Below are 23,654 nucleotides of genomic sequence, written 5' to 3' on the forward strand. Positions count from 1 at the left end.
CCTGATAGTGATAAGATCCCCGCGTCAAAATCAACGAGAAACACTATGTTCATCCATCATGTAAACGGTATCGACTGGCTGGTGATTACCGCTTTTGAAGAATTTAAAACGTTATTCATTGAAGACGCAGGTGAGATACCCCGTTGCTTTTCTACCGCCAGCGAATTGAGTTTGATTGATCAAGCTAGGCGCACCTACGGTTATTTGCCTAGGCTCAGCGGCGTTATCACCGACACCGGGACTTTTCAAAGCCAAGATAACCAAGACGATCTGAACCCGCAGCTCGCTTGTCTCGTAGAGGGACGTGGCCGAGTGTTTATCTATCACGGCGGCTTTGTCGCGTTTGTGGATGACGAGCAGACGTTTATTACTCGGATAGATTGAGCCTTGATCAGGGCACTGAAATCACTGACTTTCCATCACTGCGGTTATCTCAATGCCGGGTTGTATTGGGCTAACGCGTATTTGGACAACACCTTCTTAGCTCATCTGCCCAAAGCTATCAGGTCAGATGAGGAAAAGTATCTTGTAGCCTTAAACACTTGTATGGCGCTCATCCCCAAAGGTTATTGCTTACTCAACAGGAACTTACGCAAATCTCGCTCAGCGCGCATAACAAACAGAATATAGACTTTGTCACTGTCCTGTTTATAGAAAACACGACATGGATTAACGACAACTTCACGATAACTTAAATGTTCTAATTCTGGCGGAATACGACCTGATTCAGGGAAAGTTTCTAGGCGTTCGACTTTAGAGAAAATCGTTTGTACTAACTGCTTTGCCGCTACGACATTTTCAAGTGCTATGTATTCAGCGATATCATTGAGGTCAGATAACGCTGGCTCAGTCCAGATTATTTCAGCCATTTTGACATTTTGTCCTTGGCTTCATCATGACTCACCACTTTGCCGTCAGCTAGTGCGCGCTCACCTCGCGCAATACCCTCCAGAATAGCCAAACGATTTTGCATAAACTCGTAATCATCAACATCAACTAAATACGCGGATGGCTTACCATGTTCAGTAATTAACACTGGTTCTTTTGTGTCGTGGAGATCTGCGAGGATCTTAGTTGCTTGACGCTTGAGTGATGTAACTAGTTCTACTTTCATGAGAGCTGCTCCAAAGGAATACAAAAGTGATACTATTCTATCACTTTGAGTATAGCAAGCTCCATGACGGCCACTTGAGTAACTTGTTAGCTGATTAACTTAAACGTTTAAGTCAATTTGCAACTCCGAACAGTCGACGATATGGAAACCAATTTCTTTGTCACTTAATGATTTATGATCAATTAAGATCGAACCATCATTCAGGTTGCAACTGACATTACTACTGTGATTATTACTGGCAATATTAAAGCAGTTAGATATATTAATTTTTACTTGTAATCCTGTGTCCGAGATTTTTGCAACAGCATCCCTTAACGCAATAGCGTCTTTGTACAATGAAACAATTGTATTGGATAGTTGATAACCACCGTCGTCGGCAAGAGGCGCAAAAAGCTGCTTGTTGTTCATAACGAAATCAACCAACAGCTCAATAGAACCTTCTTTAATTTCTACTTGATAGTCAATTTGTTCACGTATATGTCTATCCGCTTTAGACTTTCCTAAACTAACAGCTATGAATTGATCGAGAATTTTTCGATAATTTGAAATAAGTACATCGAGAGAGCGCAGGCTAAAACTACCTCCAGTAAATGCCAAGCCTTTGGCATATATTCTGAAATCCTCTTTCATAATACTCCTATCTCAATTATGTAGGTGTCAGCCAACGCTCTATAGACGGACTTTTTCAGCCTTTGAATTCCGTATATTTTTCTGCCATTTGTTATGAAACTCAAATGATATCAGCCTGTTGTGTGAATCGACGTGTAATTTTGGGGGCGAGCTACGGAAAATTTCGTAGTATAAGAGATCAAAATACGGATTAGATTGACTTGGCCTATTGGTGTGCTGATCAGGTATTCTGTTTGCAGGTCCTGAGAAGGAGCGAGGCAACAATGAGCGACGAAAAATTGCACAGTTGCAGCTCATAAATCATTAAAAGCGGGGGGAACATCTGGTCACAAGATAACAGACTACTCATTTCTTTCTATTCTCTCTTTTAGCAGTGCTTTTATCTCCTGATGCTAAACCCGCGGTAACCCACCAATAATTTCAGCTCGTCTACTTGAGGTAACCTAGAGTCGCCTTTCCCCTCATATGTCTGCTCCAATGCAAAAAATTTAAGTCATATTAAACATGTAGTTAATGTAATTTTTATCAACCTTCAGGGTGGTTACTAAAAGTTAACTAATTGCACTCGAAATGTAGGTAACCATAATAAACCGCAACACAGCGAAATTATTGCTCGCTTTGTCATACAGCCAATTATTGAAGGGTTAATATCATGAGTAACGTTCTAATCATTAACGCACACGAGCCATCTCCATTTTCTGAAGGCAAACTCAATGCGGCTTTAGTAGAGAAAGCTCGCACCCAGTTAGAATCAAAGGGTCATGACGTTCGCGTTGTCACAATGCAAGATGACATCGTAGTGGATGAACAACTGGCGAACTTTGAGTGGGCAGACCGAGTAATACTCCAATCGCCTGTCAACTGGATGACGATTCCGTGGTCGTTCAAAAAATACATGGATGACGTCTTCACGGCGGGGATGGGCGGTGCGCTGTGTGCCTTTGATGGTAGAACGCCGGAAGAGCCAAAGAAAAATTATGGAACAGGCGGCACTCGTACCAATACAAAATACATGCTGTCTTTCACATTCAATGCACCAGAAGAGTCATTTAATGATGATAGCGAGTACTTGTTCCAAGGTCGTAGTGTCGATGACTTGATGTTCCACATGCACGCCAACTTCCGCTTCTTTGGTATGTCTGCACTGCCAACTTTTGCTTGCTACGACGTGATGAAAAACGCCGACATTGAGAACGATTTTGCTCGCTTTGAAGCGCACTTAGACGCACACTTTTGAGGAGGTTTTTATGAGTACTGAATTTACTTATTACACTGCAGAAACGGCTCCTGAAGAGTCTAAAGAACTGGTAGCTCAGTCGATAAAAGGCTTCGGTATGCTACCAAACTTGCACGCGGTTCTTGCTGAAGCCCCGGCTACCTACGAAGCATACAACACGGTCTTTGACCTGTTTATGAAAAACACAACGTTCAGTCCATTGGAGCAACAAGTGGTCTTTATGACCGCTAACTTTGAAAATAACTGTCACTACTGTGTTCCTGGTCATACGTGGATGATGAAGGCGGGCAAAATGCCAGATGAGGTGATTGAAGCATTACGTGAAGGTACTGCCATCCCTGATGCGAAGCTACAAGTACTGCATGATTTTACCAAGGCACTGCTTGACAACCGTGGTCATATCGGTGATGAAAAACTGCAAGCATTCCTAGACGCTGGTTTTACCAAACGTCAAGCGCTGGAAGTGCTGACTGGCTTGTCTGCTAAGCTTATCTCAAACTTCACGAATGCACTGGCACATACTGAAACCGATGCGCCATTCCAGAAGTTTGCGTGGACGCATCCTAGCGAGCGTTAAACTCAGTCAAGAACAAGCAAACACAACTTAAAGCACTGTTTGCCGCATGAGCACAGTGCTTTAAGTAGGGGACCCATATGAATAATACAATTAAGCTCGACATTGTTAGTGATGTTGTCTGTCCGTGGTGCATCATCGGATACAACCATTTAACAGCGGCGATCAAACAACTCGGCATTGAAGATCGCATCGAGATCGAGTGGCAGCCTTTTGAGTTGAACCCGGATATGCCTGCTGACGGTGAAAACCTTCGAGATCACGTTGCTCGTAAATATGGCAGTACCGCAGAGGAAAGTCACAACGCGCGCATTCGTATCGCCAGCATTGGCGCTGAACATGGCTTCAAGTTTAACTACTTTGATGACATGAAGATGGTGAATACGTTTGACGCACACCTTTTACTCGATTACGCCAAGAGCTTAGGCAAGCAGACTGAGCTAAAAATACGTTTATTTAGCGCATTTTTCAGTGAACAGAAAGATGTCTCTGACCGTGAGGTTCTCAAGCAAGAGCTCATCACTGTAGGCCTAGATCCTGAAGAAGGAATGCGCTGGCTAGATGATGTGCAGCGACGTAACTCAATCCGCAGTACTGAGAAACAATGGCAAGAACTGGGCATATCGAGTGTGCCAACGGTGATTTTCAACAGAGAACATGCGGTGTCTGGTGCGCATCCAGTGGAAGGTTATAAACAGATCTTAACTGAGTTAATGGCTCAGACGAATCAAAGCTAGGTTACTAAAAGTATACTGGTTGCAACTGGTCTTTTAGTATCTTATCGTTTTTCTAGTTGGTGATGACTTCAATCCCAGGAGCCGAGATGACTTACTCACAAAAACTCAAAGCGGGTGACGCTTTTCCTACATTAGAGGCAACAAAGCTGGATGGAACCACAGTCAAGCTAGGCCAGCCTCAAGGTGATGCAACATGGCAAGCGGTGTTTGTCTATCGTGGTAAACATTGCCCACTTTGCACTAAGTACCTCAATGAAATTGAGACCTATAAACAAGCCTTTAGTGAGGCGGGCGTTGATATTCTGGCTGTCTCTGCTGACTCGAAGCAACAATTGGAGCAACACCTAGACAAGCTCGATATCAGTTTCCCAATCGCCTACGGTCTTACTGAGCAACAAATGAAGACATTAGGGCTTTACATATCGCTACCACGCTCCGAAGCTGAAACCGACCATAACTTTGCAGAGCCGGCGTTGTTTGTTGTCAATGAACACGGCAACCTACACGTGGTTGATCTATCCAATAACCCGTTTGTCAGGCCAGAACTTGGAGCACTGACTCGAGGTTTGGCATGGATTCGCAATCCAGATAACCATTACCCTATTCGTGGCACGCTAGACGACTGAGCCGCCAGTTCGAGATACAACAAGGCAACCGTTCAGGTTGCCTTGCTACGTTGTAAAGGGGAAGCGATGAAGGTTACTCACGCTATTTAAGCGGAACATTCATTATTTGAGTTGCACATTGTTGCTTTCAGACCATTTTCTCAATTCATCAAGAATCGATAACGCACTGCGCCCAAACTCAGTAAGTTCGTAGCTGACTGCCAGGGGTTTTTCATTGAGCACACGACGTATTACCATGTTTTCACTTTCTAGCTCTTTTAGACGCTGATCGACCATCTTCTTACTTGCGCCGCCCAACATTCTGGACAGATCATTAAACCTCACTGGGCCATCTTTGAGATGGTAGATGATGGAGCCTTTCCATTTGGAGCCCAAAATCCTCATACCTTTTTCGATCGCACAAGGTTCGGTACAGGCATCAACAACGCTCTTACGCCCTTTTGGGTCAACTTCAACTTTTGCTTTCATACAGCCCCGCGTCATTTATCAGCAATGATAATAAAAACGTCACTCATAGTGATTGAAGACCTACAGCGAATAGGTGTACGAGTGGGCACCTAATTGTAAGTCTATTCCGGTATATATTAGTTACCTAGAGATTGAATGCAATCAGTATACTTTTAGTAACCTGGTGCATGACGAGCGGTAACCACTGACATGAAAATCTGCATAAGAAGGCTATAGAGTGCGTTTTTCTTCGGCCATTTCGACTCACTTTTCTCGTGACAACACAAGTGTATAAATTTTCGTTATTATTTTTATAATTATCGATAATTTTTCATTTGGTTTGGTCGTCCTTATACTTCTCTCTATCGAAACAAAACACGCAACAAATAAATCAGTTTTTGGAGAAAGTTATGAAAATGAACCACGTTGGTATCATGGTGGGTGATATGGACAAAGCGGTCGAGTTCTATACGAAAGCACTCGGTCTTCGCATTGTGATGAACAACACCAAAGTGATCGAAGAGCGCGAATCTGCGATCGGTCGTATGTGTATTGCTGTCTTTGGTGAAGGCTTTAAAGGGTTCAACATTGCTCACTTAGTGACAACCGATGGGATCGGTGTTGAGCTGTTTGAAATGGTTGACCGTGAAGAGCGTCACAAGGTTGATTTCTCTCGCCTAGGTATCTTCCACTTCTGTCTTCAACTCCCTAAAGAGCAGTTTGAGCCAGCGATCAAGCGCGTAGAAGAGTTTGGCGGCAAAGTGCGCATGGATATTCACCGTTACCATCCAGAAGATGATTCTAAGCAAGCGCAAATGGTGTACCTAGAAGACCCGTTTGGTAACTTATTTGAGTTCTACTCGCACTCTTATGAAGACACTTACGCGTCTGATTACGAGTAATGCCTTGACTTGCTAAAGCGATGATATTCGTACCCACTAGAGATTTGCTCTAGTGGGTATTTTTTTATCTATATGAGTTTGGTGCTTGTCTGTGTCGCCTGGGCTAACTCAGCTTGTATTGCGTGGGACAATAGGCCCGTGAAACGCGTGGATCTCGGCGTTGGAGGTGTTTGGTCGCCCGTCCGCTGACTCTTGCTCTCCAAAGCTTAAAACTGCGTGGTTTAAGGTGGAGACGCATCAACTGAATAACAGCGGATTCATTGAGACCAAATTGCCACTCAATGGCCTCAAACGGGGTTCGGTCTTCCCAAGCCATTTCGATGACTCGGGATTGCATTTCTTGAGATAGATTCATTAATCACTCGCAGAGGGTTTTTGACCTTCTACGCGTTGAGATCGACCTTGGTTCAAGTCTGGCGAGTGAAACGCTTTAACCTTTATGGCGTTTGGCGACTAAAGTAAATTTGTAGTCACTCGACTTAAAGTAGTTTCGGCTGTACTCAAACACGACATCACCAAGCAGGTAGCCTCGTGTGCGCTTTTCTATGATGGGGTCGGCAGGGTTTATGCCCAGTAATTCGGCAATATCTTGCGGAGGTAAAACGGGAATGATCTCTTGTTCGCTGCGATCAATGACCAATCCTTTCTGCTTTTCAATATAGTCGTATTTTGACCCTTGCATCACTTGGTAGGTCAGATCAGGGAACATGGCGGTAGGCATCCAGGTCTCTTCGACGGTAATGGGGTTGTTGTCAAGAAAGCGAACGCGCTTGATATAAAAAATACGCTCTCCTTCTTTGATGTCGAGGTGTTCAGCCATCGTCAGCGATGCGGCTTGAATTTCAAAAGACAACACATCACTGTGAGTGACCCCATCTAAATGCGCCCACTTCTCTGCAAAGCTACTCTGTTGGTAGATGTCGTAGTTAACTTTGTTCTCTTTGACGTAGGTGCCACTGCCTTGAATGCTCTCCAGCTCTTCATTTTCGACCAGCAGTTTTAACGCTTGTCGAACCGTCACGCGGCTGACGGAAAAGGCTTCTCTCAGCTGTGCTTCAGTTGGAAGAGCTTGACCGACTTTGTACTCTCCCGAGCGGATCTTTTCTCGTATCGCATCTGCGATTTGTCGATACATTGGCAGTCTTGCCATGTGGACCTCGTTTGCTACTCACCCTTTGAGACAACACCTGCTGTACTGAGTCCCAAATACGCTATATTTTAGAGGTATCATACGAATTTAGTGCAATATGACAAGTGGTTGTTTGTAAATTATTCCTTTACTGATAATACAACATTAATACATATATTGGCGCAAATGAGATCTCGATCATGGATCATTTGTATTTAAGATGTATTATTGGGCTCATTGTTGAACAGACAACAATACACGAATGAGACAATGGGACAAAAGTTATGAATTTGACATCTCTTACCAACCCATCGCTGATCAACCTACAAACGACGTTTAACAGTCGTGATGACGCGATAAAAGCGCTTGCTGAACAACTAAACCAACAAGGCAAGCTGCATGATAAAGACGAGTTTCTCAAAGCGGTGTTTGCACGCGAGGAACAAGGCCCAACGGCGCTTGGTGAAGGCTTAGCTGTGCCTCATGGCAAGACGGATGCGGTCAAAGAGGCGGCGTTTGCCGTCGCGACCTTAAAACAGGATCTCAAGTGGCAAGGATTAGATGAAGAAGAAGAGGTGAATCTGATCTTCCTTATCGCGATTCCTAATGCAGAAGCTGGGTCGACGCACATGCATTTGCTCACTGAGCTGACGACCACATTGGTCGATGATGACACACGTGAAGCGGTCCTTAATGCGACAACAGTAGAACAAATTCTCACGCTACTCAGTAACGAGCAAGAGATACCTAAAAAACAAGACAACTTGGATACAAATGCGCCGACAATTGTCTGCGTCACTGCCTGTCCTGCGGGCATCGCGCATACATACATGGCAGCAGAATACCTTGAGAAAACGGGTAAGAAGTTGGGCTATCACGTACATGTCGAGAAGCAAGGCGCAAATGGCATTGAAGATAGGCTCACCGCAGAGCAACTCAACAAAGCCACGGCTGTCGTGTTTGCTGCTGAAGTCGCCATTAAAGAAATCGAGCGTTTCAACGGTATTCCGCGTGTTGAAGTTCCCGTGGCAGAGCCTATCAAGCATTCTGAGCGTATTTTGCAACAGGCTGTCGAAGCAGGTAAAAAAGGTATCGGGGCTGAGCGCACTATCGCGACCGACGATAAACCAAAAAAAATACCACTGAAAACCGAGCTTAAACAAGCGCTGCTCTCTGGTATCTCTTACGCGGTGCCTTTGATTGTGGCTGGCGGTACGGTCCTTGCTGTCGCTGTTCTTATCGCGCAAATTTTTGACTTGCAAGACTTATACGCCACCCAAGATTCTTGGCTTTGGATGTACCGCAAGTTGGGCGGTGGCCTACTAGGGACACTTATGGTGCCTGTGTTAGCGGCGTATACGGCTTACTCATTGGCGGATAAACCCGCTCTCGGTCCCGGTTTTGCAGCGGGTATTGCCGCGAACTTGATTGGCTCAGGCTTTCTGGGCGGCGTCGTTGGCGGTTTGATTGCAGGTTACGTGATGCGCTGGGTGAAAGAGAACATTCGTCTCAGCCCTTCATTTAACGGCTTTTTGACCTTTTATCTCTACCCTGTCATCGGTACGCTCGTTGCGGGTTCTTTGATGTTGTTTGTGATTGGTAAGCCCGTCGCATGGTTAAACCAAGGGCTCACAGATTGGTTGAACGGTTTATCCGGTACTAATGCGTTGCTGCTTGGCGCGGTCATTGGTTGCTTTGTCTCCTTTGACTTAGGCGGGCCGGTCAACAAAGCCGCTTATGCATTCTGTCTAGGCGCGATGGCAAATGGTGTTTATGGCCCATACGCTATCTTTGGCTCGGTCAAAATGGTATCGGCGTTCACTGTTACAGCGTCTACGCTTCTTGCTCCGCGTCTATTTAAGGACTTTGAAATAGAAACGGGCAAATCCACTTGGCTGCTTGGCCTTGCTGGCATCACGGAAGGCGCCATTCCTATGGCGATCGAAGATCCTATCCGAGTGATTGGCTCCTTCTTACTGGGTTCAGTGGTGACAGGCGCGATGATTGGTGCGGCGGGGATCGGCCTTTCCACGCCGGGAGCGGGTATCTTCTCACTGTTCTTACTTCATGATTCGGGATTAGGTGGCTTTACCGCCGCGGCTATCTGGTTGGGCGCAGCGCTCATTGGTACAGCCATCTCGACTATCACTCTACTTATGTGGCGAGCACATGCGGTAAAAAAGGGCAAATTTGAAGCCCAGGTCGCTCAGTAAGCCGCACTCTCTCTAAATAAAAATAATAACTCAGGGCACAGGATAACTGTGCCCTCATTTAGCACACCTATTCCCTTGGTATACAACGAATTCAACACTGCAATGCAGTTCGAAAGGTACACAAAATGACTACATCACGCGTTCATATTACTCCTCACATGCACTGGGATCGCGAGTGGTATTTCACCACCGAAGAGTCACGCATTCTTCTGATCAACAATATGGAAGAAATCATGCAACGTCTGGAGAGCGATCCCAAGTACAAGTATTACGTACTGGATGGCCAGACCGCCGTACTGGAAGACTACTTCGCAATCAAGCCGGAAAACAAACAGCGCGTTCAATCTCTTGTTGAAGCGGGCAAACTGATTATTGGTCCTTGGTATTCGCAAACCGACACGATGCAAGTATCGGGTGAATCGATCGTTCGTAACATGCTGTATGGCATGCGTGATTGTCTGGCGTTAGGGGAGCCAATGAAGATTGGCTACTTGCCCGATTCATTCTCCATGAGCTCACAACTGCCTATGATTTACAACGGCTTCGGAATTGACACCGCCATGTTCTGGCGTGGTTGTTCTGAGCGCCATGGTACCAACAAGACTGAGTTTGTATGGCAGTCTAACGACGGTTCTGAAGTTCTGGCACAAGTGCTGCCATTAGGTTACGCGATTGGTAAATACTTACCTCAAGATGAAGCAGGTTTGCGTGCGCGTCTTGATAAATATTTCCCGGTATTGGAAAAGCCATCAGTCACCAAAGATATTTTGTTACCCAATGGCCATGACCAGATGCCGATCCAAAAAGACATCTTTGAGGTGATGGACAAGCTGCGTGAGATCTACCCTGAGCGCGAATTTATGATGAGCCGCTTTGAGGAGGTGTTTGACCGCATTGGTGAGGAACGCGACAACCTAGATACCGTCAAAGGCGAGTTTAATGATGGAAAGTACATGCGTGTTCATCGCACCATTTCTTCGACGCGTATGGACATTAAACTGATCCACGCTCAGGTTGAGAACAAGATTGTGAACATTCTTGAGCCCTTAGCTTCTATCGCATGGACACTCGGTTTTGAGTATCACCACGGTCTGATTGAAAAGATGTGGAAAGAGAGCATGAAGAACCATGCACACGACTCGATCGGCTGCTGTTGTTCTGACAAGGTGCATGCGGAAATCCTCAACCGCTATATTCTCGCGGATGATATGGCGTCGAACCTCATCAACTTCTACAAGCGCAAAATCGTTGATCACATGCCTGAGCGCGAAGGGTGTGACAAGCTTGCGCTATTCAACTTGTCGCCCTATGAGCGCGATGAAGTGATCAACACCACGATTACGATTCGTGCCGATGCGTTTAACTTGTTTGATGACCAAGGCAAACCGGTTGAGTACTACATCCAAGATCAGCGTGTGATTGACCCTGGCAAGATTGACCGTCAAATCGTTCATTACGGCAACTACGATCCGTTCATCGAATATGACATTCAAATCAAACACGCCGTTCCTGCAATGGGTTACACGACATTGCATATTGAAGCCAACCAAACCGGCACACAAAAAGGTGTGGATACCCCAGATCAGGCGCAGGTGATGGAAAACGAGTTTTACCGCATCCAAGTCAACGCCAACGGAACACTGACTATTTTTGATAAAGAAACGCACATGACGTTTGATCAAGTGCTGCGCATTGAAGATGGTTCGGACGATGGTGATGAATACGATTATTCGCCGTCGCGCAAAGAGTGGTTGCTCTATTCTGATGAGTTTGATGCCAACACGTCGGTAAAACATGAAGGATTCCAGTCCGTTGCAACCATCGAAACTCGCATGGCGGTACCCGCAGATTTGACAGAACGAGAGGCTCGTAGCGGTCAAAATGGCTATGTGCATGTCCAGTGCCAAGTGGTGCTTGCGCAGGGCTCTCGCCGTATTGATGTGCGCATGCTGGTGGACAATCAAGCCGACGACCATCGAGTTCGCGTGTTGATTCCAACGCCATTTGTGTCAGAGCACGTTGTGGCTGACAACCAGTTTGGTTTGATTACTCGTCCAACGAATGACCCAGCGATGTCGGTGTGGGAGCAAGAAGGTTGGAAGGAAGCGCCTGTTCCTGTTTATCAATTGATGAACTTCGCTGCTGTGGAAAATAAGGCGGGCGGTATGGTCATCATGACTAACGGTTTGCGCGAGTTTGAAGTGATCGCAAGCCAAGGTGACGATCAGCGTGATACTTTCGCGCTCACCTTGCTTCGTGGTGTGGGTGTATTGGGTAAAGAAGAACTGTTGCTGCGTCCTGGTCGTCCATCAGGCATTAAAATTCCTACGCCAGACTCCCAAACCCGTGGACCGTTGGAGTGCCATTTCGCGCTGTATGGATTTGCGGGCAATCACATTGACGCCAACATCATGGCGCATGCGCGCGATAACGTCACACCGATAGAGTGTTACAACAAGATTCCTTACAACGCAATGAAGTTAAATGTGGGTGAGCAAGACAAGCCGTTAACTTACTCACTACTGAGCAAGTCTCAACAAGGTGCGGTGCTCAGTGTGTTGAAAAAAGCGGAAGACGAGGATGCCTTAATTCTGCGTGTCTATAACCCAGCAGAGAGCGGTGAGATAGAAGACTGCGTGTCATTCACGCGTCCAGTCCGTTCATGGCGTGAAACAGGCTTGGATGAGCAAGTGAAAGAGCGCGAAGTCGAAATGCAATCATTCGCGACGCTTAAAGCCTGCCAAGCCAAATCGTTCCAAGTGAAATTTTAACTCGGTCGTGAACCCAATGAGCCTGCGTTCTCGCAGGCTCTTGTTAAGCTGTTGTGAGAAGCATCATGTCGATTTTTAAACTAGAAAACGTCATTCAAAACTACGCTTGGGGAAGTAAACATGCCATCTCCAAGTTGTTTGGTATTCAGAACCCTAACGATGAGCCGCAAGCGGAAATTTGGATGGGTGCACACCCAAATGGCTGTTCTAAAATTGCCGCTACGGGAGAGTTGTTGTCAGAGGTGATCGCGAAAGACAGCAAAGGTATGTTTGGAGATTATACGGCTGCTCGTTTTGGTGAGTTGCCCTATCTGTTTAAGGTACTGGCGGCAGAAACGCCGTTGTCGATACAGGTCCACCCGAGCAAAGAGAGAGCACAACAGGGCTTTGAGAGAGAAAACGCCTTGGGTATTGCCCTAGATGCGCCAAACCGTAACTACAAAGATCCGAATCACAAGCCGGAGTTGGTGTATGCGTTAACCTTCTACAAAGCCATGAATGGTTTTCGTCCTATCGCAGAGATCATCGCGCTGTTTAACGAAGCCAACATATCGTCACTAAGCCAAGAATTGGCACAGCTTAAGCAGCAACCCAATAGCGATTCGCTCAAGTGCTTTTTTAGCGCGATTATGTCACTCGAGGGCGCTGCGAAGCAGTTTGCTCTTGAAGAGCTGTATGCCGCGATTGAGCGCCCTGCAAAAACCGCTATGTCACGTGAAGCATTTCAGTACGTTGCGGATTTTAAACAACACTATAAAGATGACATTGGCTTGTTCTCACCCTTGTTGTTGAACACGGTTGAGCTGGCGCCTGGAGAGGCGATGTTCTTACATGCGGAAACACCTCACGCCTATGTACAAGGGACAGGGCTGGAGATCATGGCAAACTCTGATAACGTTCTACGCGCGGGGCTGACGCCGAAATACATTGATGTTCCAGAGCTGATAGATAACACGCGTTTTGAGCCCATTGATCCTCGCCACATTAAGCTGGAGCCCGTACTTAAAGAGGGTAAGTTGAGTTATCCGATTCCTGTCGATGATTTCGGTTTTGATGTTCTGTCTGCGACGGATGAAGTGAAATCCATCTACCTGCGCAGCGCAGAAATCTTATTTTGTGTTGAGGGTGAAGCGGTCATCAGTGCCAATGATGAACACGTCACTCTGCGTCCAGGAGAGTCGGTGTTTGTCAGCCATAATTCTAACGTTTACCAATATCAAGGGAACGGTATCTTGGCTCGTGCTTACAACTAGTGCCCCCCGGACGGTTGTCAACAATAAAGGTACCAGAGCCTAAACGGATAGGTTCTATTTAGGCTCAGTATTGGTTTGATGGTCGCTCACAACTCTGTCGAACGCAGTTTGACCATGCCGCCGCAAGGCGGTTTTTTTACGTGTTGGATCCCGGTCATTCTCCGCGTTCAAAGCAGCGCTTTTATCTCTTCCAACTTGGCAACAATCGCATTCTTGTCCAAGGGCTGGGCGACTTTCATCGCGCTACTCTCTCGTTGGATGAGGGTAACAGGTACGGTGATCTGGGCGCGCTGGTGAGGGTCTCTGTTGTCACTCTCAATCGCGATCTTGACCGCTTGTTGACCAATGGTGAAAAAGTCTTGCTCGACAGTGGTGAGGGCAGGGGTGAAATAGGCGCTGTCTTGTTGACCATCAAAGCCCACCACCGAAACGTTATCGGGTACTCGAATACCATGTTCATTGAGGGCGCAGAGAACGCCCAGCGCCATTTGGTCACTGGCCACTAAGACCGCATCGAATGAGAGACGCCTTGCAAGGGCGGTTTTGATGGCCAAATAGCCGCTCTCGGCCTGCCAATTCCCAGTTTCACACAGCACTACTTGCGCTTGATGGTTTGAGAGGGTGTCTTGCCAGCCTTGTAAGCGTAGGGATGACGCCGTGGATTCTTGTGGCCCTGAGATCAGCACAAAACGCTCGCGACCACAGTGAATTAAATGCTGGGCCGCAAGACTTGCGCCCTCATAGTGAGCGGCGCACACCGAGTGGGCTGGCGTATCGGGCGGAACGTCGATAAAGACTAAGCGAAGCTGCGAGAACTTCTCGACCAACTGCACCGCTTGGCCACTATCTAATGGGGCATTGATGATGATGGCGTCCACTTGCTGCGCCATCAGCTCACGAATGGCGCTTTTCATCGCGTCCATGTCTGTCTGGCTGACCACAGAGAGTGCGGTGCCATAACCCAACTGTTGCGCCTGTTGGCGAATGCCACTGTCAATCAGTGCCACGCCATGCAACGAGAGATCCAATGACACCACGCCCACCATATGACTTTTCGCTCGGCTGAGCATTTGAGCGCCCTTGTTGGGCACGTAGCCCAACGCCTTGATCGCTGCGTTGACTCTATCGCGTGTGGCAGGGGAGACACTGTCAGCACCATTGGTGACACGTGAGACAGTCTGCGTTGATACACCGGCCAATTTTGCGACATCTTTAAAGGTGATGGACATAAAAACACCACTCCAATATCACGAATTTAATGTGATCATAACACGACACTTATGTTTCCGAAAACAAATTGAAGTGGTGCACAGTCTTGTCAGTATGAGGTTAATATTGATCACATTTATAGGCGGGTTTTGTCGTATCGCTAGTGAAAATTAGCACAATGAATCTATTCATTATGTTTGCGAAAACATCAAGAGGGTGTATGAGCCAATTTATTCATTTATCAAGTCAACAACACAGCGTGATCATTAAAGTGGATCGCGTTCCTGAGATTCTTCATTGGGGAGCGAAGATTGCTCAAATCGATGAGGATTTACTGCTCTCTACCGAGCGACCGATATCTCAAGCTCGACTGGATGTCGATGTGCCTTTGTCCTTGTGTCCTGAACTCGGTAGTGGGCACTTTAATGCACCGGGTATAGAAGGGCATCGTGATGGAGAAGACTGGGCACCGGTTTTCCAGGTGACGGGAGTCTCTCACAACGATCACAGCGCAACCTTTGAGCTCAGTGATGATGTGGCAGGGCTTGCGCTCACGATCGAGTTGCAACTGGACCCTGTCAGCGATGTGCTGCAAAAACGTGTTGCGGTGAAAAATGTTGGCGCATCAACCTATTATCTTGGCAAGCTCTCGTCGACCCTACCATTGCCGAATCACGCGAATGAACTGATGACCTTCCACGGCCGTTGGTGTCATGAGTTCCAAACTCAGCGTCAGCGCTTTGAACATGGTGGCTTTATGCAAGAGAATCGCCGTGGACGTACCTCTCACGAGAATTTCCCAGGCTTGTTTGTCGGAACCAATGGCTTTAGTGAGCAGCAAGGTCAGGTGTGGGGTGTTCACCTCGGTTGGAGTGGCAACCATCAAATGCGCGCTGATGTACGAAGTGACGGACGCCGTTTTGTTCAAGCGGGTGAGTTGCTGCTCTCTGGTGAAATGCGCTTATCGCCCGGCGACGTTTACCAATCACCTTGGCTCTATGGCGTGTACAGCCAAACCGGTCTCAACGGTATTTCTGAGCGCTTCCATCAGTTCGTGCGCTCTCATATTGTGCGTTTCCCTCAAACTAAGCCTCGTCCAGTGCATCTGAATACGTGGGAGGGCATCTATTTTGACCACAAGCCGGAGTACATCATGCAGATGGCCAGCGAAGCGGCAGAAATGGGCGTGGAGCGATTCATTATTGATGATGGTTGGTTTGTGGGCCGCGACGGTGAGCGAAGCGCTCTTGGTGACTGGTATCTGGATGAAAACAAATACCCTGATGGGCTCGAGCCAGTGATTGCACACGTCAATGATAAGGGCATGGAGTTTGGTTTGTGGGTGGAGCCTGAAATGGTGAGCCAAGATTCCAATCTCTACCGCGCACACCCTGATTGGGTGCTGGGCTTACAAGGCTATCATCAGCCGTCAGGTCGCTGGCAGTATGTGCTAGATCTGCAAAATCCGCTCTGTTTTGAGTACCTTTACCACAGACTTAACGATCTGTTAAGCCGCTATAACATCACCTATCTTAAGTGGGATATGAACCGTGAATTGGTTCAACCTGGCCATCAAGGCAAACCGGCGGTGCATGGTCAAACCAAGGCGCTTTATCGTTTGGTGGATAAGTTACTTGAGGCACATCCAACGGTGGAGATTGAGTCTTGTTCATCGGGCGGTGGACGAATTGATTTTGAGGTCTTAAAACGAACCCATCGTTTCTGGGCGTCAGACTGCAACGATGCGTTGGAGCGTCAAACCATTCAGCGTGGCATGAGCTACTTTTTCCCACCGGAGGTGATGGGGGCGCACATTGGCCCCGCTGAGTGTCACTCAACCAACCGTCGTCACAGCATCAATATGCGCGGTGTGACTGCTTTGGGTGGACATATGGGGGTTGAACTCGATCCCGTGTCGGTCAGCAAAAAAGAAAAAGCCGCCTTTGCGCACTATATCGCCTTGCATAAACGCTATCGCCATTTGTTGCATCACGGCCGATCATTTCGCATCGACCCTGCTGATGATCGCCAGCACATCTATGGCGTGGAAAACGGCGACGAAATGCTGCTGACGGTGTGTCAATTGGCGATGCCAAATCACGCGCTGCCTTCGCCGCTGCGTGTCAGTTGTGTGGATGAACACGCGCGTTATGAAGTGACGATCGTCGAAATGCCGCAAACCAGCTTCCAACTGATGAAACAAAGACCGAAATGGTTGGATAAGACGCTGAAATTAAGCGGCGACAACCTCAAAGAAATTGGTGTGACTTTACCCATTTTAGATCCGGAATCGGCGTTGATTGTCCATCTGAAAAAGACCCATTAACGTCACAAGTTTACCATCACGCTAGACTTTGCCTGCTGAGCTTCTAAGCAGACCCCCGGCACGGTTTAGCGTGATCCCCTACATAACGAAAAAGCGATCCCCAAGCGCTAATTAGAATATTTCAATAATGAAGGAAACAAGATGTCTATAACCGTACTACTATCGTTTCTGCTCTTTACGGGCTTTGTGGTGGTATTTACCTACAACAAAGTGCGTAACGATAAGAACAATTCTGAAGAAGGTTTCTTCCTCGGTGGACGAAGCCTTACCGGTGGGTTGATTGCTAGCTCACTGATTTTAACTAACCTCAGCGCCACCAGTTTTGTCGGCATGAGTGCCCAATCCTATACCCACAATATGAGTGTGATGGGGTGGGAAGTCGCGTCCGGTGTCACCTTGGTGATCATCGCGCTACTGCTGGTCCCGCGATACCTTAAACAAGGTATTACCACCATTCCTGACTTTCTCGAAAGCCGCTATGACATGTCGGTGAAAAAGTTCGTTACCTTACTCTTCCTCTGCCAATATGTGATTAACATTCTCCCGACCACCTTGTACGCTGGCGCAGTGGTATTGGGTGAGATATTTGATGTGCAAGGCTTGCTCGGTATTTCTGAGTTTGGTTCGATTGCGTTGATCTCCGCGACCATAGGTGTACTCGGGTTTTTCTATGCCATTTATGGTGGCCTGAAAGCGGTGGTGATTGCCGATACTATCAATGGTGTTGGGCTGATTATTGGGGGATTGATGATCCCAGTGTTTGGCTTAATGGTGCTTGGTGGTGGCAGCTTTGCCGAAGGGTTGGATATTCTACTAACGGCGGCGCCAGAGAAGCTGCAATCGGTCGGTACCGAAAGCGATCCACTGCCGTTCTCAACCCTATTTACGGGTTTGTTGCTGGTGAACCTTTACTACTGGGGAACGGATCAATCGATCATTCAACGTGCATTGGGTGCAAAAAACCTCAAAGAGGGTCAAAAAGGTGTGATTTTGGCCGGTGCGATTAAGGTCATTTCGCCGCTGTTTTTGATCATCCCCGGTATCATTGCGTTTCACATGTTTGGCGCCGATGCGGGCAATCCAGACTCAATGTACACGCGCCTTGTCAATGAAGTGTTGCCTAAGCCATTGGTAGGGTTCTTTGTTGCGGTCATGTTTGGTGCGATATTGAGTACCTTCAACGGGGTACTCAACAGCTCAACCACGCTTTTTGCACTTAACGTTTATAAACCTTTGTTTGGCAGAGGTAAAAGCGACGAGGAGCTGGTGGGCAAAGGACGTGTGTTTGGTGTGTTGATTGCTATCGTCTCGGTTTGCATCGCGCCATTTATCATGTACGCACCGGAAGGTTTGTTCCAATACTTGCAGATGGTTGCGGGCTTCTTTAGTGTGCCGATCTTTACTATCGTGTTTGTCGGTTACATTTCTAAACGTGTGCCTGCACTGGCGGCGAAAGTGGCATTGGTGGTGTTTGTTTCATCCTACGCGGCCATGCAGTTGGTGTTCGATACGCCGATTCACTTCCTGCACCAACTGGCCATTCTATTTGTTGTTTGTACGGCGTTGATGTTCATCATTGGCCGTTTTGCTCCTCGTGACACGGACTACGAGATGCCTATCAACGAGTCAATGGACGTGACACCGTGGGCATTCCGCTTTGAAGCGTCAGCGATCATCTTATACATGGTGTTGGGTGCGTATGTGATGTTCTCGAATGTGGGTTTTGTCTCAAATGACCCGACGGTAATGCAGGTGTACGGTGTCTGTGGTTTGGTGATGCTGGTCGGTATCGCTTTGAGAGTCGCCAAGCGCCGTAAATCGACGTTGCTAACCACTCAAACAGAGTAACCGCCTAGTGACTGTTAACAAATAATAAAATCCCCCGCTTATCAATGGATAGGCGGGGGATGTTTATTATCTGAATTTGCCTGCTTGTTGGGCGAGACTTAAGCGATTTTCGTCATCTTATCGACGGAGAAACGCTCCACCATGCCCTCAACTTCGGCGCCGTAGGCTTGAAAGTGCGCGCTGGCGGCGTGCGCTTGCAGTGCTTGCTCGGATTGCCAGATTTCATACACAACGAAATGGGCAGGATTGTCGTTGTTTTTGTGTAAATCGTAGCAAATGCACCCTACTTCTTTGCGAGTTTGCGTCACTAACTTGGCCAGAGCGCCCTCTACCTGTTCAATATCGTTCGCTTTGGCGATCACATTGGCGACGACAGTAACGGGTTGTTCAGTCATTTTGATGCCTTACAACGTGGTGATTACATCGTCTAGCGCCAAGCGCGCTTTAGGCAAGCCGTGGTTATAGTCTTCACCGTCTAGGTGGTAACCCATCGCAAGTGCGACCTCTACCACGTGACCGTCGAGCTCTTGTTTAAACTCTTCACCAATCAATGCCGGGTCCACTCCTTCCATTGGCGTAGAATCAATGCCAAGGCGAGCTAAGGTGTGAAGAATATTGCCCAGGGCTAGGTAGATTTGGGCTTTGGTCCAGTGACCATTGAAGCCGGTCTCATCGGTGTTCATGTCAGCAAACGCATAGGCACCCATAAACGCATCGTACATGTCAGCAGGTAGGTGGCCTGAGGTGACTTCAGCGTCAACACGTTTGGCGAACTTCTCCTTGGTGAACTTAGGATCGTAAGCAAACAAGATGGTGTGTGAGGCCGCGGTCGCATGCGGTTGGTTAAATTGGTGCATGTTCGCGAACGTATTATGAAAACGCTGCTTCGCTTCGTCAGACTCAACAACGATGAACTTCCAAGGTTGAGAGTTGATTGACGAGGCCGATAAACGCAATGCTTCTTTGATCACCGCCATATCTTCTGCCGAGATACGTTTGCTCGGGTCGTATTTTTTCGCGGTATAACGAGAGTTCAAATCTTGAATGATTGGGTGAGTCATGTTGGCTCCTAAATTGTCTATGTTGTACTGATGACTAGGGCTGATGTTCACAATGGTCAACCATCACTTGGCCCGCTTATCAAAAGGTTTTCTGCGCTGCGTTGAGGCAGCGAAGCGATGGCGTTACTATAAGCGCGGTCTATGAATGGAAAAAGTGTCATCCTGTCCAATCACTTTGGACGCAATCGTCCATAATCTTTCTAGGACACTGAAAAAATAAGGAAAAATGACTGATGTCTATCAAAGGGTTCCACCATGTCGCCATTATCTGCTCTGACTATTCGACGTCGAAAGCGTTCTACACACAGGTGTTAGGATTTGAAGTGATCGCGGAAAACTATCGAGCGGAAAGAGCCTCCTACAAACTGGATTTGGCTTTGCCTGGTGGTGGTCAAATTGAGCTCTTTTCCTTTCCGTCACCGCCTGAAAGACCAACCCGACCTGAAGCGCGTGGATTGCGTCATTTAGCCTTTGTCGTGGATGACGTTGAGGCGTATGGGCAATATTTAACAGAGCAAGGGGTAGAGGTGGAACCCATCCGAGTGGATGAGTTCACAGGTAAAGCCTTCACATTCTTTCAAGATCCCGATGGTTTACCGCTGGAAATCTATCAAGCTTAGTGGTGCTCATCGAGGAGCAGGGCATCAAAGCGTGGGTTGCCATGTAGCCCCTCCAAATCCGGCTCCGTATTGATCAATTCTCGAATCGAAGGACTTGATTCAATCGCCAATTCCAGATCCAGAATTGCCTGCTCTTCAATCCCCAAACGAGAGTAGGCACAAGCACGCTGATAGAGTGCAGGGCCATTATTGTTGTCGAGGTTAAGGACACGATTACACAGACTCAACGCCCAGTGGTACTCGCGAATTTCCATCGCTGCATCTGCCTTGTAGGTCAGCGCTTCAAGATCGCCCGGTCGCATGGTCAAGATCTCATCATACACATCAATTCGCTGCTCGGCGGTCGGCATACTTTGCGCCCTTAGCCATAAGTTGTGGATTTCATTAATCTTTTCAATCTCTTTGTTGTTTTCACTGATCACGCGCGTCTTACGTTTTAGATCGCGTTCCAATGCACTGAATTTCTTCTCGTACTCTTTGGCAATCGCATCGAGTCGTTTATCGGCCATGTCTTTGGTGTTGTGCTTGAACTCTCGCAGAGATTGCCAACCAACAAAGGCAATCAACGACGCGACACCGGCGATGATGTAGAAAAAGTAGGTCACGGTGACGTTGGCGTAGTTGAGGGATTTGTCGGCCACTTCGAGTTCTCGGTCGGTAATTTGAACCACCAAGCGGCGCTCTAAATCTTGTTGATCTTGGCGCAGAGCTTTGAGCTCATCGAGGATATAGCGCTCCATTAGCGGGCGATCGAGCATCTCGGAGTCGGAGTATTTTTCTTGCTCCGCGAGGGTAGGGAAACTCAGTGAGAGGAGCATGAGAAAACTAATTAGGGTTCGAATCATCGGGGGTTCCAATCGAGTCACTTAGGATAAATATAAGCATAGTTAATCATAGACGCGCGCGACATGATACTCTGAATGAAATAATTTAGTGCACTAACCATTGTTAAACTTTATGTGCAATTGTTAATTGTGTGACCTTTATCACAAAAATGCGGTTGATTCGGCGTCAGATTTGATTTTTGGTGGCGGATTTTGCTCATAATGATGGCGAATTTAATTAGAGTTCAAAGGAAATGTATCTGCACATGATTACGTCAGCGCCCTGGGTTATGTATCCGGAAATTACACAACCCCAACGCCCAACGTGGCGGTTTAGAGAGCCGAGTGATACCGATGGCGACCAGATTTTCCAACTCATCAAAGATTGTCCGCCACTGGATGTTAACTCTTCGTACTGTAACTTTCTTCAGTCTACCCACTTTGCGGACACCTGCATTTTGGTTGAGATTGATGATGAGGTGGCTGGATTTATCTCTGCCTACCGCAAGCCACAACAGCCAGATGTGCTGTTTGTTTGGCAAGTGGCGGTATCGAGCGATCACCGAGGTAAAGGCATCGCTTCGAAAATGTTAGACCGCCTGCTCGCTCGTGACACCTTGTCCGACATCAACGCGATAGAAACGACGATAACAAAGAACAATACGGCGTCGTGGATGTTGTTCGAAAAGCTGGACAAACGTCATGGCAAGCGCGGTGAGGTTTCGGTTTTCTTGGACCAAAACACCCATTTTAAAGGGGAGCACGATACTGAGTATTTGTATCGCATCCCACTTTCTCGTGCTCACGCACACTCGTCCCAATAAATAATTGAGGAACCCAAACGGTCTTATTATGGATATTTTTAATAAGCAAGAATCAAAAGTACGTTCATATTCAAACAACTTTCCGGTGGTATTCACCAAAGCCAAAGGTTGCTGGCTAGAAACTGAAGGGGGCGAGCGCTATCTCGATTTCTTAGCCGGTGCGGGCTCATTGAACTATGGCCACAACAACCCGGTACTAAAAATGGCCTTGTTGGAGTACATCGAATCTGATGGCATCACGCATGGTTTAGACATGCACTCCACCGCCAAAGCGGCGTTTCTTGACGCGTTTAATCGCATCATCCTTGCGCCGCGTGAACTCAACTATAAGCTGCAGTTTACTGGCCCAACGGGCACAAACGCGGTAGAAGCCGCGCTTAAATTGGCGCGTAAAGTGACAGGACGTAGCTCGATTGTCGCCTTTACCAATGGTTTTCATGGCTGTACTGCTGGCGCACTAGCTGCAACGGGTAACCAGCATCACCGCCAAGAAATGGGCCAAATGCAGAGCCAAGTGACGCGTATTCCGTTTGATGGTTATGCCGATATTGATGGCTTAAAACTGTTTGAAACCATGCTGCAAGATAACTCAAGCGGTATGGACAAACCTGCCGCTGTACTGCTTGAAACCGTACAGGGTGAAGGGGGGTTGAATGTGGCCTCTAACGCTTGGCTACAAAAACTCGACGCACTGTGTAAAGCCAACGGCATTCTCTTGATTGTTGATGATATTCAAGCGGGCTGTGGCCGTACGGGCACCTTCTTTAGTTTCGAACCTGCGGGGATCACCCCAGATATCGTGACGCTCTCGAAGTCGATTGGTGGTTACGGCTTACCGATGGCCGTCGTGTTGCTGCGTCCGGAACTGGATATTTGGAAGCCTGGTGAGCACAACGGTACGTTTAGAGGTAACAACCATGCCTTCGTCACCGCAGCGAAAGCGCTTGAGACCTACTGGGCCGATCCACAGTTTGAAGCCCACGTGAAAAACTGCGCCGACAAAGTGACGCAAGTGACTACTCGCAGCTTGAAGCGTCACCCTAACTTGTTTGAGCAAGTGAAAGGTCGCGGCATGATGCAGGGTATTGAGTGTGTCAACGGCGACATTGCCAGCGACATTGCGAAGCACTGTTTTGAGCTTGGCATGGTGATCGAGACAGCAGGGCCTGACGATGAAGTGGTGAAGTTTTTCTGCCCGCTGACCATCACAGAAGAAGAACTAGAACAAGGTCTACGCATCTTTGAAGAGGCGGTTCAACGAGTCGCGGTCAAGCAGTTTAAGCAAGCGTCTTAAGCTCAAAACAACGTC

General features: G+C 47.5%; 24 protein-coding genes. 14 read left to right on the forward strand and 10 right to left on the reverse strand.

Going from position 1 to position 23,654, the window contains the following annotated elements; translation table 11 throughout:
* Nucleotides 1-45: 45 nt before the first annotated feature.
* Complete coding sequence (locus AC6R0R_RS01580) at nt 46-384, forward strand: cytosolic protein (protein ID WP_500625453.1); 339 nt, start codon at nt 46-48, stop codon at nt 382-384.
* Nucleotides 385-566: 182 nt separating this feature from the next.
* Here AC6R0R_RS01580 and AC6R0R_RS01585 read toward each other — a convergent pair whose 3' ends face one another.
* The 3 genes from AC6R0R_RS01585 to AC6R0R_RS01595 all read right to left on the reverse strand — a co-directional run bounded on the left by AC6R0R_RS01585 (nt 567) and on the right by AC6R0R_RS01595 (nt 1,744).
* Nucleotides 567-869 carry a type II toxin-antitoxin system RelE/ParE family toxin gene (locus tag AC6R0R_RS01585; protein WP_086495638.1) on the reverse strand — a complete coding sequence of 101 codons (303 nt, stop codon included), beginning with the start codon at nt 867-869 and terminating at the stop codon, nt 567-569.
* Nucleotides 857-1,114 (reverse strand): type II toxin-antitoxin system Phd/YefM family antitoxin, encoded by a 258-nt coding sequence (locus tag AC6R0R_RS01590; protein ID WP_005448240.1) that lies wholly within the window; start codon nt 1,112-1,114, stop codon nt 857-859. Before AC6R0R_RS01590 ends, AC6R0R_RS01585 begins: the two co-directional genes overlap by 13 nt.
* A 99-nt stretch (nt 1,115-1,213) precedes the next feature.
* A complete protein-coding gene (locus AC6R0R_RS01595) occupies nt 1,214-1,744 on the reverse strand; it encodes a hypothetical protein (RefSeq protein ID WP_500625454.1) in 531 nt (176 codons plus the stop codon).
* Nucleotides 1,745-2,396: 652 nt separating this feature from the next.
* On the opposite strand from AC6R0R_RS01595, the gene AC6R0R_RS01600 reads away from it, so the two are divergent.
* The 4 genes from AC6R0R_RS01600 (at nt 2,397) to AC6R0R_RS01615 (ending at nt 4,918) form a co-directional block, all read left to right on the forward strand.
* The gene (locus AC6R0R_RS01600; protein ID WP_334553235.1) at nt 2,397-2,981 is read left to right on the forward strand and encodes an NAD(P)H-dependent oxidoreductase; all 585 of its coding nucleotides are present in this window, start codon (nt 2,397-2,399) and stop codon (nt 2,979-2,981) included.
* 10 nt (nt 2,982-2,991) lie between these two features.
* The gene (locus tag AC6R0R_RS01605) at nt 2,992-3,558 is read left to right on the forward strand and encodes a carboxymuconolactone decarboxylase family protein (RefSeq protein WP_500625455.1); all 567 of its coding nucleotides are present in this window, start codon (nt 2,992-2,994) and stop codon (nt 3,556-3,558) included.
* Between the two features lie 77 nt (nt 3,559-3,635).
* Nucleotides 3,636-4,292, forward strand: coding sequence for a DsbA family oxidoreductase (locus AC6R0R_RS01610; RefSeq protein ID WP_500625456.1), 657 nt, complete (start codon nt 3,636-3,638; stop codon nt 4,290-4,292).
* Nucleotides 4,293-4,378: 86 nt separating this feature from the next.
* Nucleotides 4,379-4,918, forward strand: coding sequence for a peroxiredoxin family protein (locus AC6R0R_RS01615; protein WP_500625457.1), 540 nt, complete (start codon nt 4,379-4,381; stop codon nt 4,916-4,918).
* A 102-nt stretch (nt 4,919-5,020) separates the two neighbouring features.
* Here AC6R0R_RS01615 and AC6R0R_RS01620 read toward each other — a convergent pair whose 3' ends face one another.
* Nucleotides 5,021-5,386, reverse strand: coding sequence for a winged helix-turn-helix transcriptional regulator (locus AC6R0R_RS01620; RefSeq protein ID WP_487902769.1), 366 nt, complete (start codon nt 5,384-5,386; stop codon nt 5,021-5,023).
* A gap of 389 nt (nt 5,387-5,775) precedes the next feature.
* Between AC6R0R_RS01620 and AC6R0R_RS01625 the strand changes: the two genes are divergently transcribed.
* On the forward strand, nt 5,776-6,267 hold the full coding sequence (locus AC6R0R_RS01625) for a VOC family protein (protein ID WP_334553242.1): 492 nt from the start codon (nt 5,776-5,778) through the stop codon (nt 6,265-6,267).
* Nucleotides 6,268-6,370: 103 nt separating this feature from the next.
* Here the strand turns inward: AC6R0R_RS01625 and AC6R0R_RS01630 are convergent, their stop codons facing one another.
* Nucleotides 6,371-6,622, reverse strand: a complete 252-nt coding sequence (locus AC6R0R_RS01630) for a TIGR03643 family protein (protein WP_500625458.1) — start codon at nt 6,620-6,622, stop codon at nt 6,371-6,373.
* Between the two features lie 75 nt (nt 6,623-6,697).
* A complete protein-coding gene (locus AC6R0R_RS01635) occupies nt 6,698-7,417 on the reverse strand; it encodes a GntR family transcriptional regulator (protein WP_487902768.1) in 720 nt (239 codons plus the stop codon).
* A 263-nt stretch (nt 7,418-7,680) separates the two neighbouring features.
* On the opposite strand from AC6R0R_RS01635, the gene mngA reads away from it, so the two are divergent.
* The 3 genes from mngA to manA all read left to right on the forward strand — a co-directional run bounded on the left by mngA (nt 7,681) and on the right by manA (nt 13,633).
* The gene (gene mngA, locus AC6R0R_RS01640; protein ID WP_500625459.1) at nt 7,681-9,609 is read left to right on the forward strand and encodes a PTS 2-O-a-mannosyl-D-glycerate transporter subunit IIABC; all 1,929 of its coding nucleotides are present in this window, start codon (nt 7,681-7,683) and stop codon (nt 9,607-9,609) included.
* 125 nt (nt 9,610-9,734) lie between these two features.
* Complete coding sequence (gene mngB, locus AC6R0R_RS01645; RefSeq protein WP_500625460.1) at nt 9,735-12,380, forward strand: mannosylglycerate hydrolase; 2,646 nt, start codon at nt 9,735-9,737, stop codon at nt 12,378-12,380.
* A 65-nt stretch (nt 12,381-12,445) separates the two neighbouring features.
* Nucleotides 12,446-13,633 (forward strand): mannose-6-phosphate isomerase, class I, encoded by a 1,188-nt coding sequence (gene manA, locus AC6R0R_RS01650; protein WP_500625461.1) that lies wholly within the window; start codon nt 12,446-12,448, stop codon nt 13,631-13,633.
* Between the two features lie 167 nt (nt 13,634-13,800).
* Here manA and AC6R0R_RS01655 read toward each other — a convergent pair whose 3' ends face one another.
* A complete protein-coding gene (locus tag AC6R0R_RS01655; protein WP_500625462.1) occupies nt 13,801-14,862 on the reverse strand; it encodes a LacI family DNA-binding transcriptional regulator in 1,062 nt (353 codons plus the stop codon).
* Nucleotides 14,863-15,062: 200 nt separating this feature from the next.
* Here AC6R0R_RS01655 and AC6R0R_RS01660 point away from each other — a divergent pair, with 200 nt between their 5' ends.
* Together AC6R0R_RS01660 and AC6R0R_RS01665 are read left to right on the forward strand one after the other, a co-directional pair.
* Entirely contained in the window at nt 15,063-17,168 is a 2,106-nt protein-coding gene (locus AC6R0R_RS01660; protein ID WP_500625463.1) for an alpha-galactosidase, read from the forward strand.
* 141 nt (nt 17,169-17,309) lie between these two features.
* Nucleotides 17,310-19,016 carry a solute:sodium symporter family transporter gene (locus AC6R0R_RS01665; protein WP_500625464.1) on the forward strand — a complete coding sequence of 569 codons (1,707 nt, stop codon included), beginning with the start codon at nt 17,310-17,312 and terminating at the stop codon, nt 19,014-19,016.
* 98 nt (nt 19,017-19,114) lie between these two features.
* Here the strand turns inward: AC6R0R_RS01665 and AC6R0R_RS01670 are convergent, their stop codons facing one another.
* Nucleotides 19,115-19,411: a putative quinol monooxygenase gene (locus tag AC6R0R_RS01670; protein WP_500625465.1), complete on the reverse strand. Its 297-nt coding sequence runs from the start codon at nt 19,409-19,411 to the stop codon at nt 19,115-19,117.
* A gap of 9 nt (nt 19,412-19,420) precedes the next feature.
* Nucleotides 19,421-20,077 carry a nitroreductase family protein gene (locus AC6R0R_RS01675; RefSeq protein ID WP_500625466.1) on the reverse strand — a complete coding sequence of 219 codons (657 nt, stop codon included), beginning with the start codon at nt 20,075-20,077 and terminating at the stop codon, nt 19,421-19,423.
* A gap of 233 nt (nt 20,078-20,310) precedes the next feature.
* Between AC6R0R_RS01675 and gloA2 the strand changes: the two genes are divergently transcribed.
* Nucleotides 20,311-20,697: an SMU1112c/YaeR family gloxylase I-like metalloprotein gene (gene gloA2 / locus AC6R0R_RS01680; protein WP_500625467.1), complete on the forward strand. Its 387-nt coding sequence runs from the start codon at nt 20,311-20,313 to the stop codon at nt 20,695-20,697.
* Here gloA2 and AC6R0R_RS01685 read toward each other — a convergent pair.
* Nucleotides 20,694-21,515, reverse strand: a complete 822-nt coding sequence (locus AC6R0R_RS01685) for a tetratricopeptide repeat protein (protein WP_420378219.1) — start codon at nt 21,513-21,515, stop codon at nt 20,694-20,696. The genes gloA2 and AC6R0R_RS01685 overlap by 4 nt on opposite strands.
* Nucleotides 21,516-21,787: 272 nt before the next feature.
* On the opposite strand from AC6R0R_RS01685, the gene ectA reads away from it, so the two are divergent.
* A complete protein-coding gene (gene ectA / locus AC6R0R_RS01690) occupies nt 21,788-22,345 on the forward strand; it encodes a diaminobutyrate acetyltransferase (RefSeq protein ID WP_500625468.1) in 558 nt (185 codons plus the stop codon).
* Between the two features lie 28 nt (nt 22,346-22,373).
* A complete protein-coding gene (gene ectB, locus AC6R0R_RS01695) occupies nt 22,374-23,639 on the forward strand; it encodes a diaminobutyrate--2-oxoglutarate transaminase (protein WP_500625469.1) in 1,266 nt (421 codons plus the stop codon).
* Nucleotides 23,640-23,654: the final 15 nt, after the last annotated feature.

This window comes from Vibrio sp. R12-SW3-ISO1, assembly GCF_059834005.1.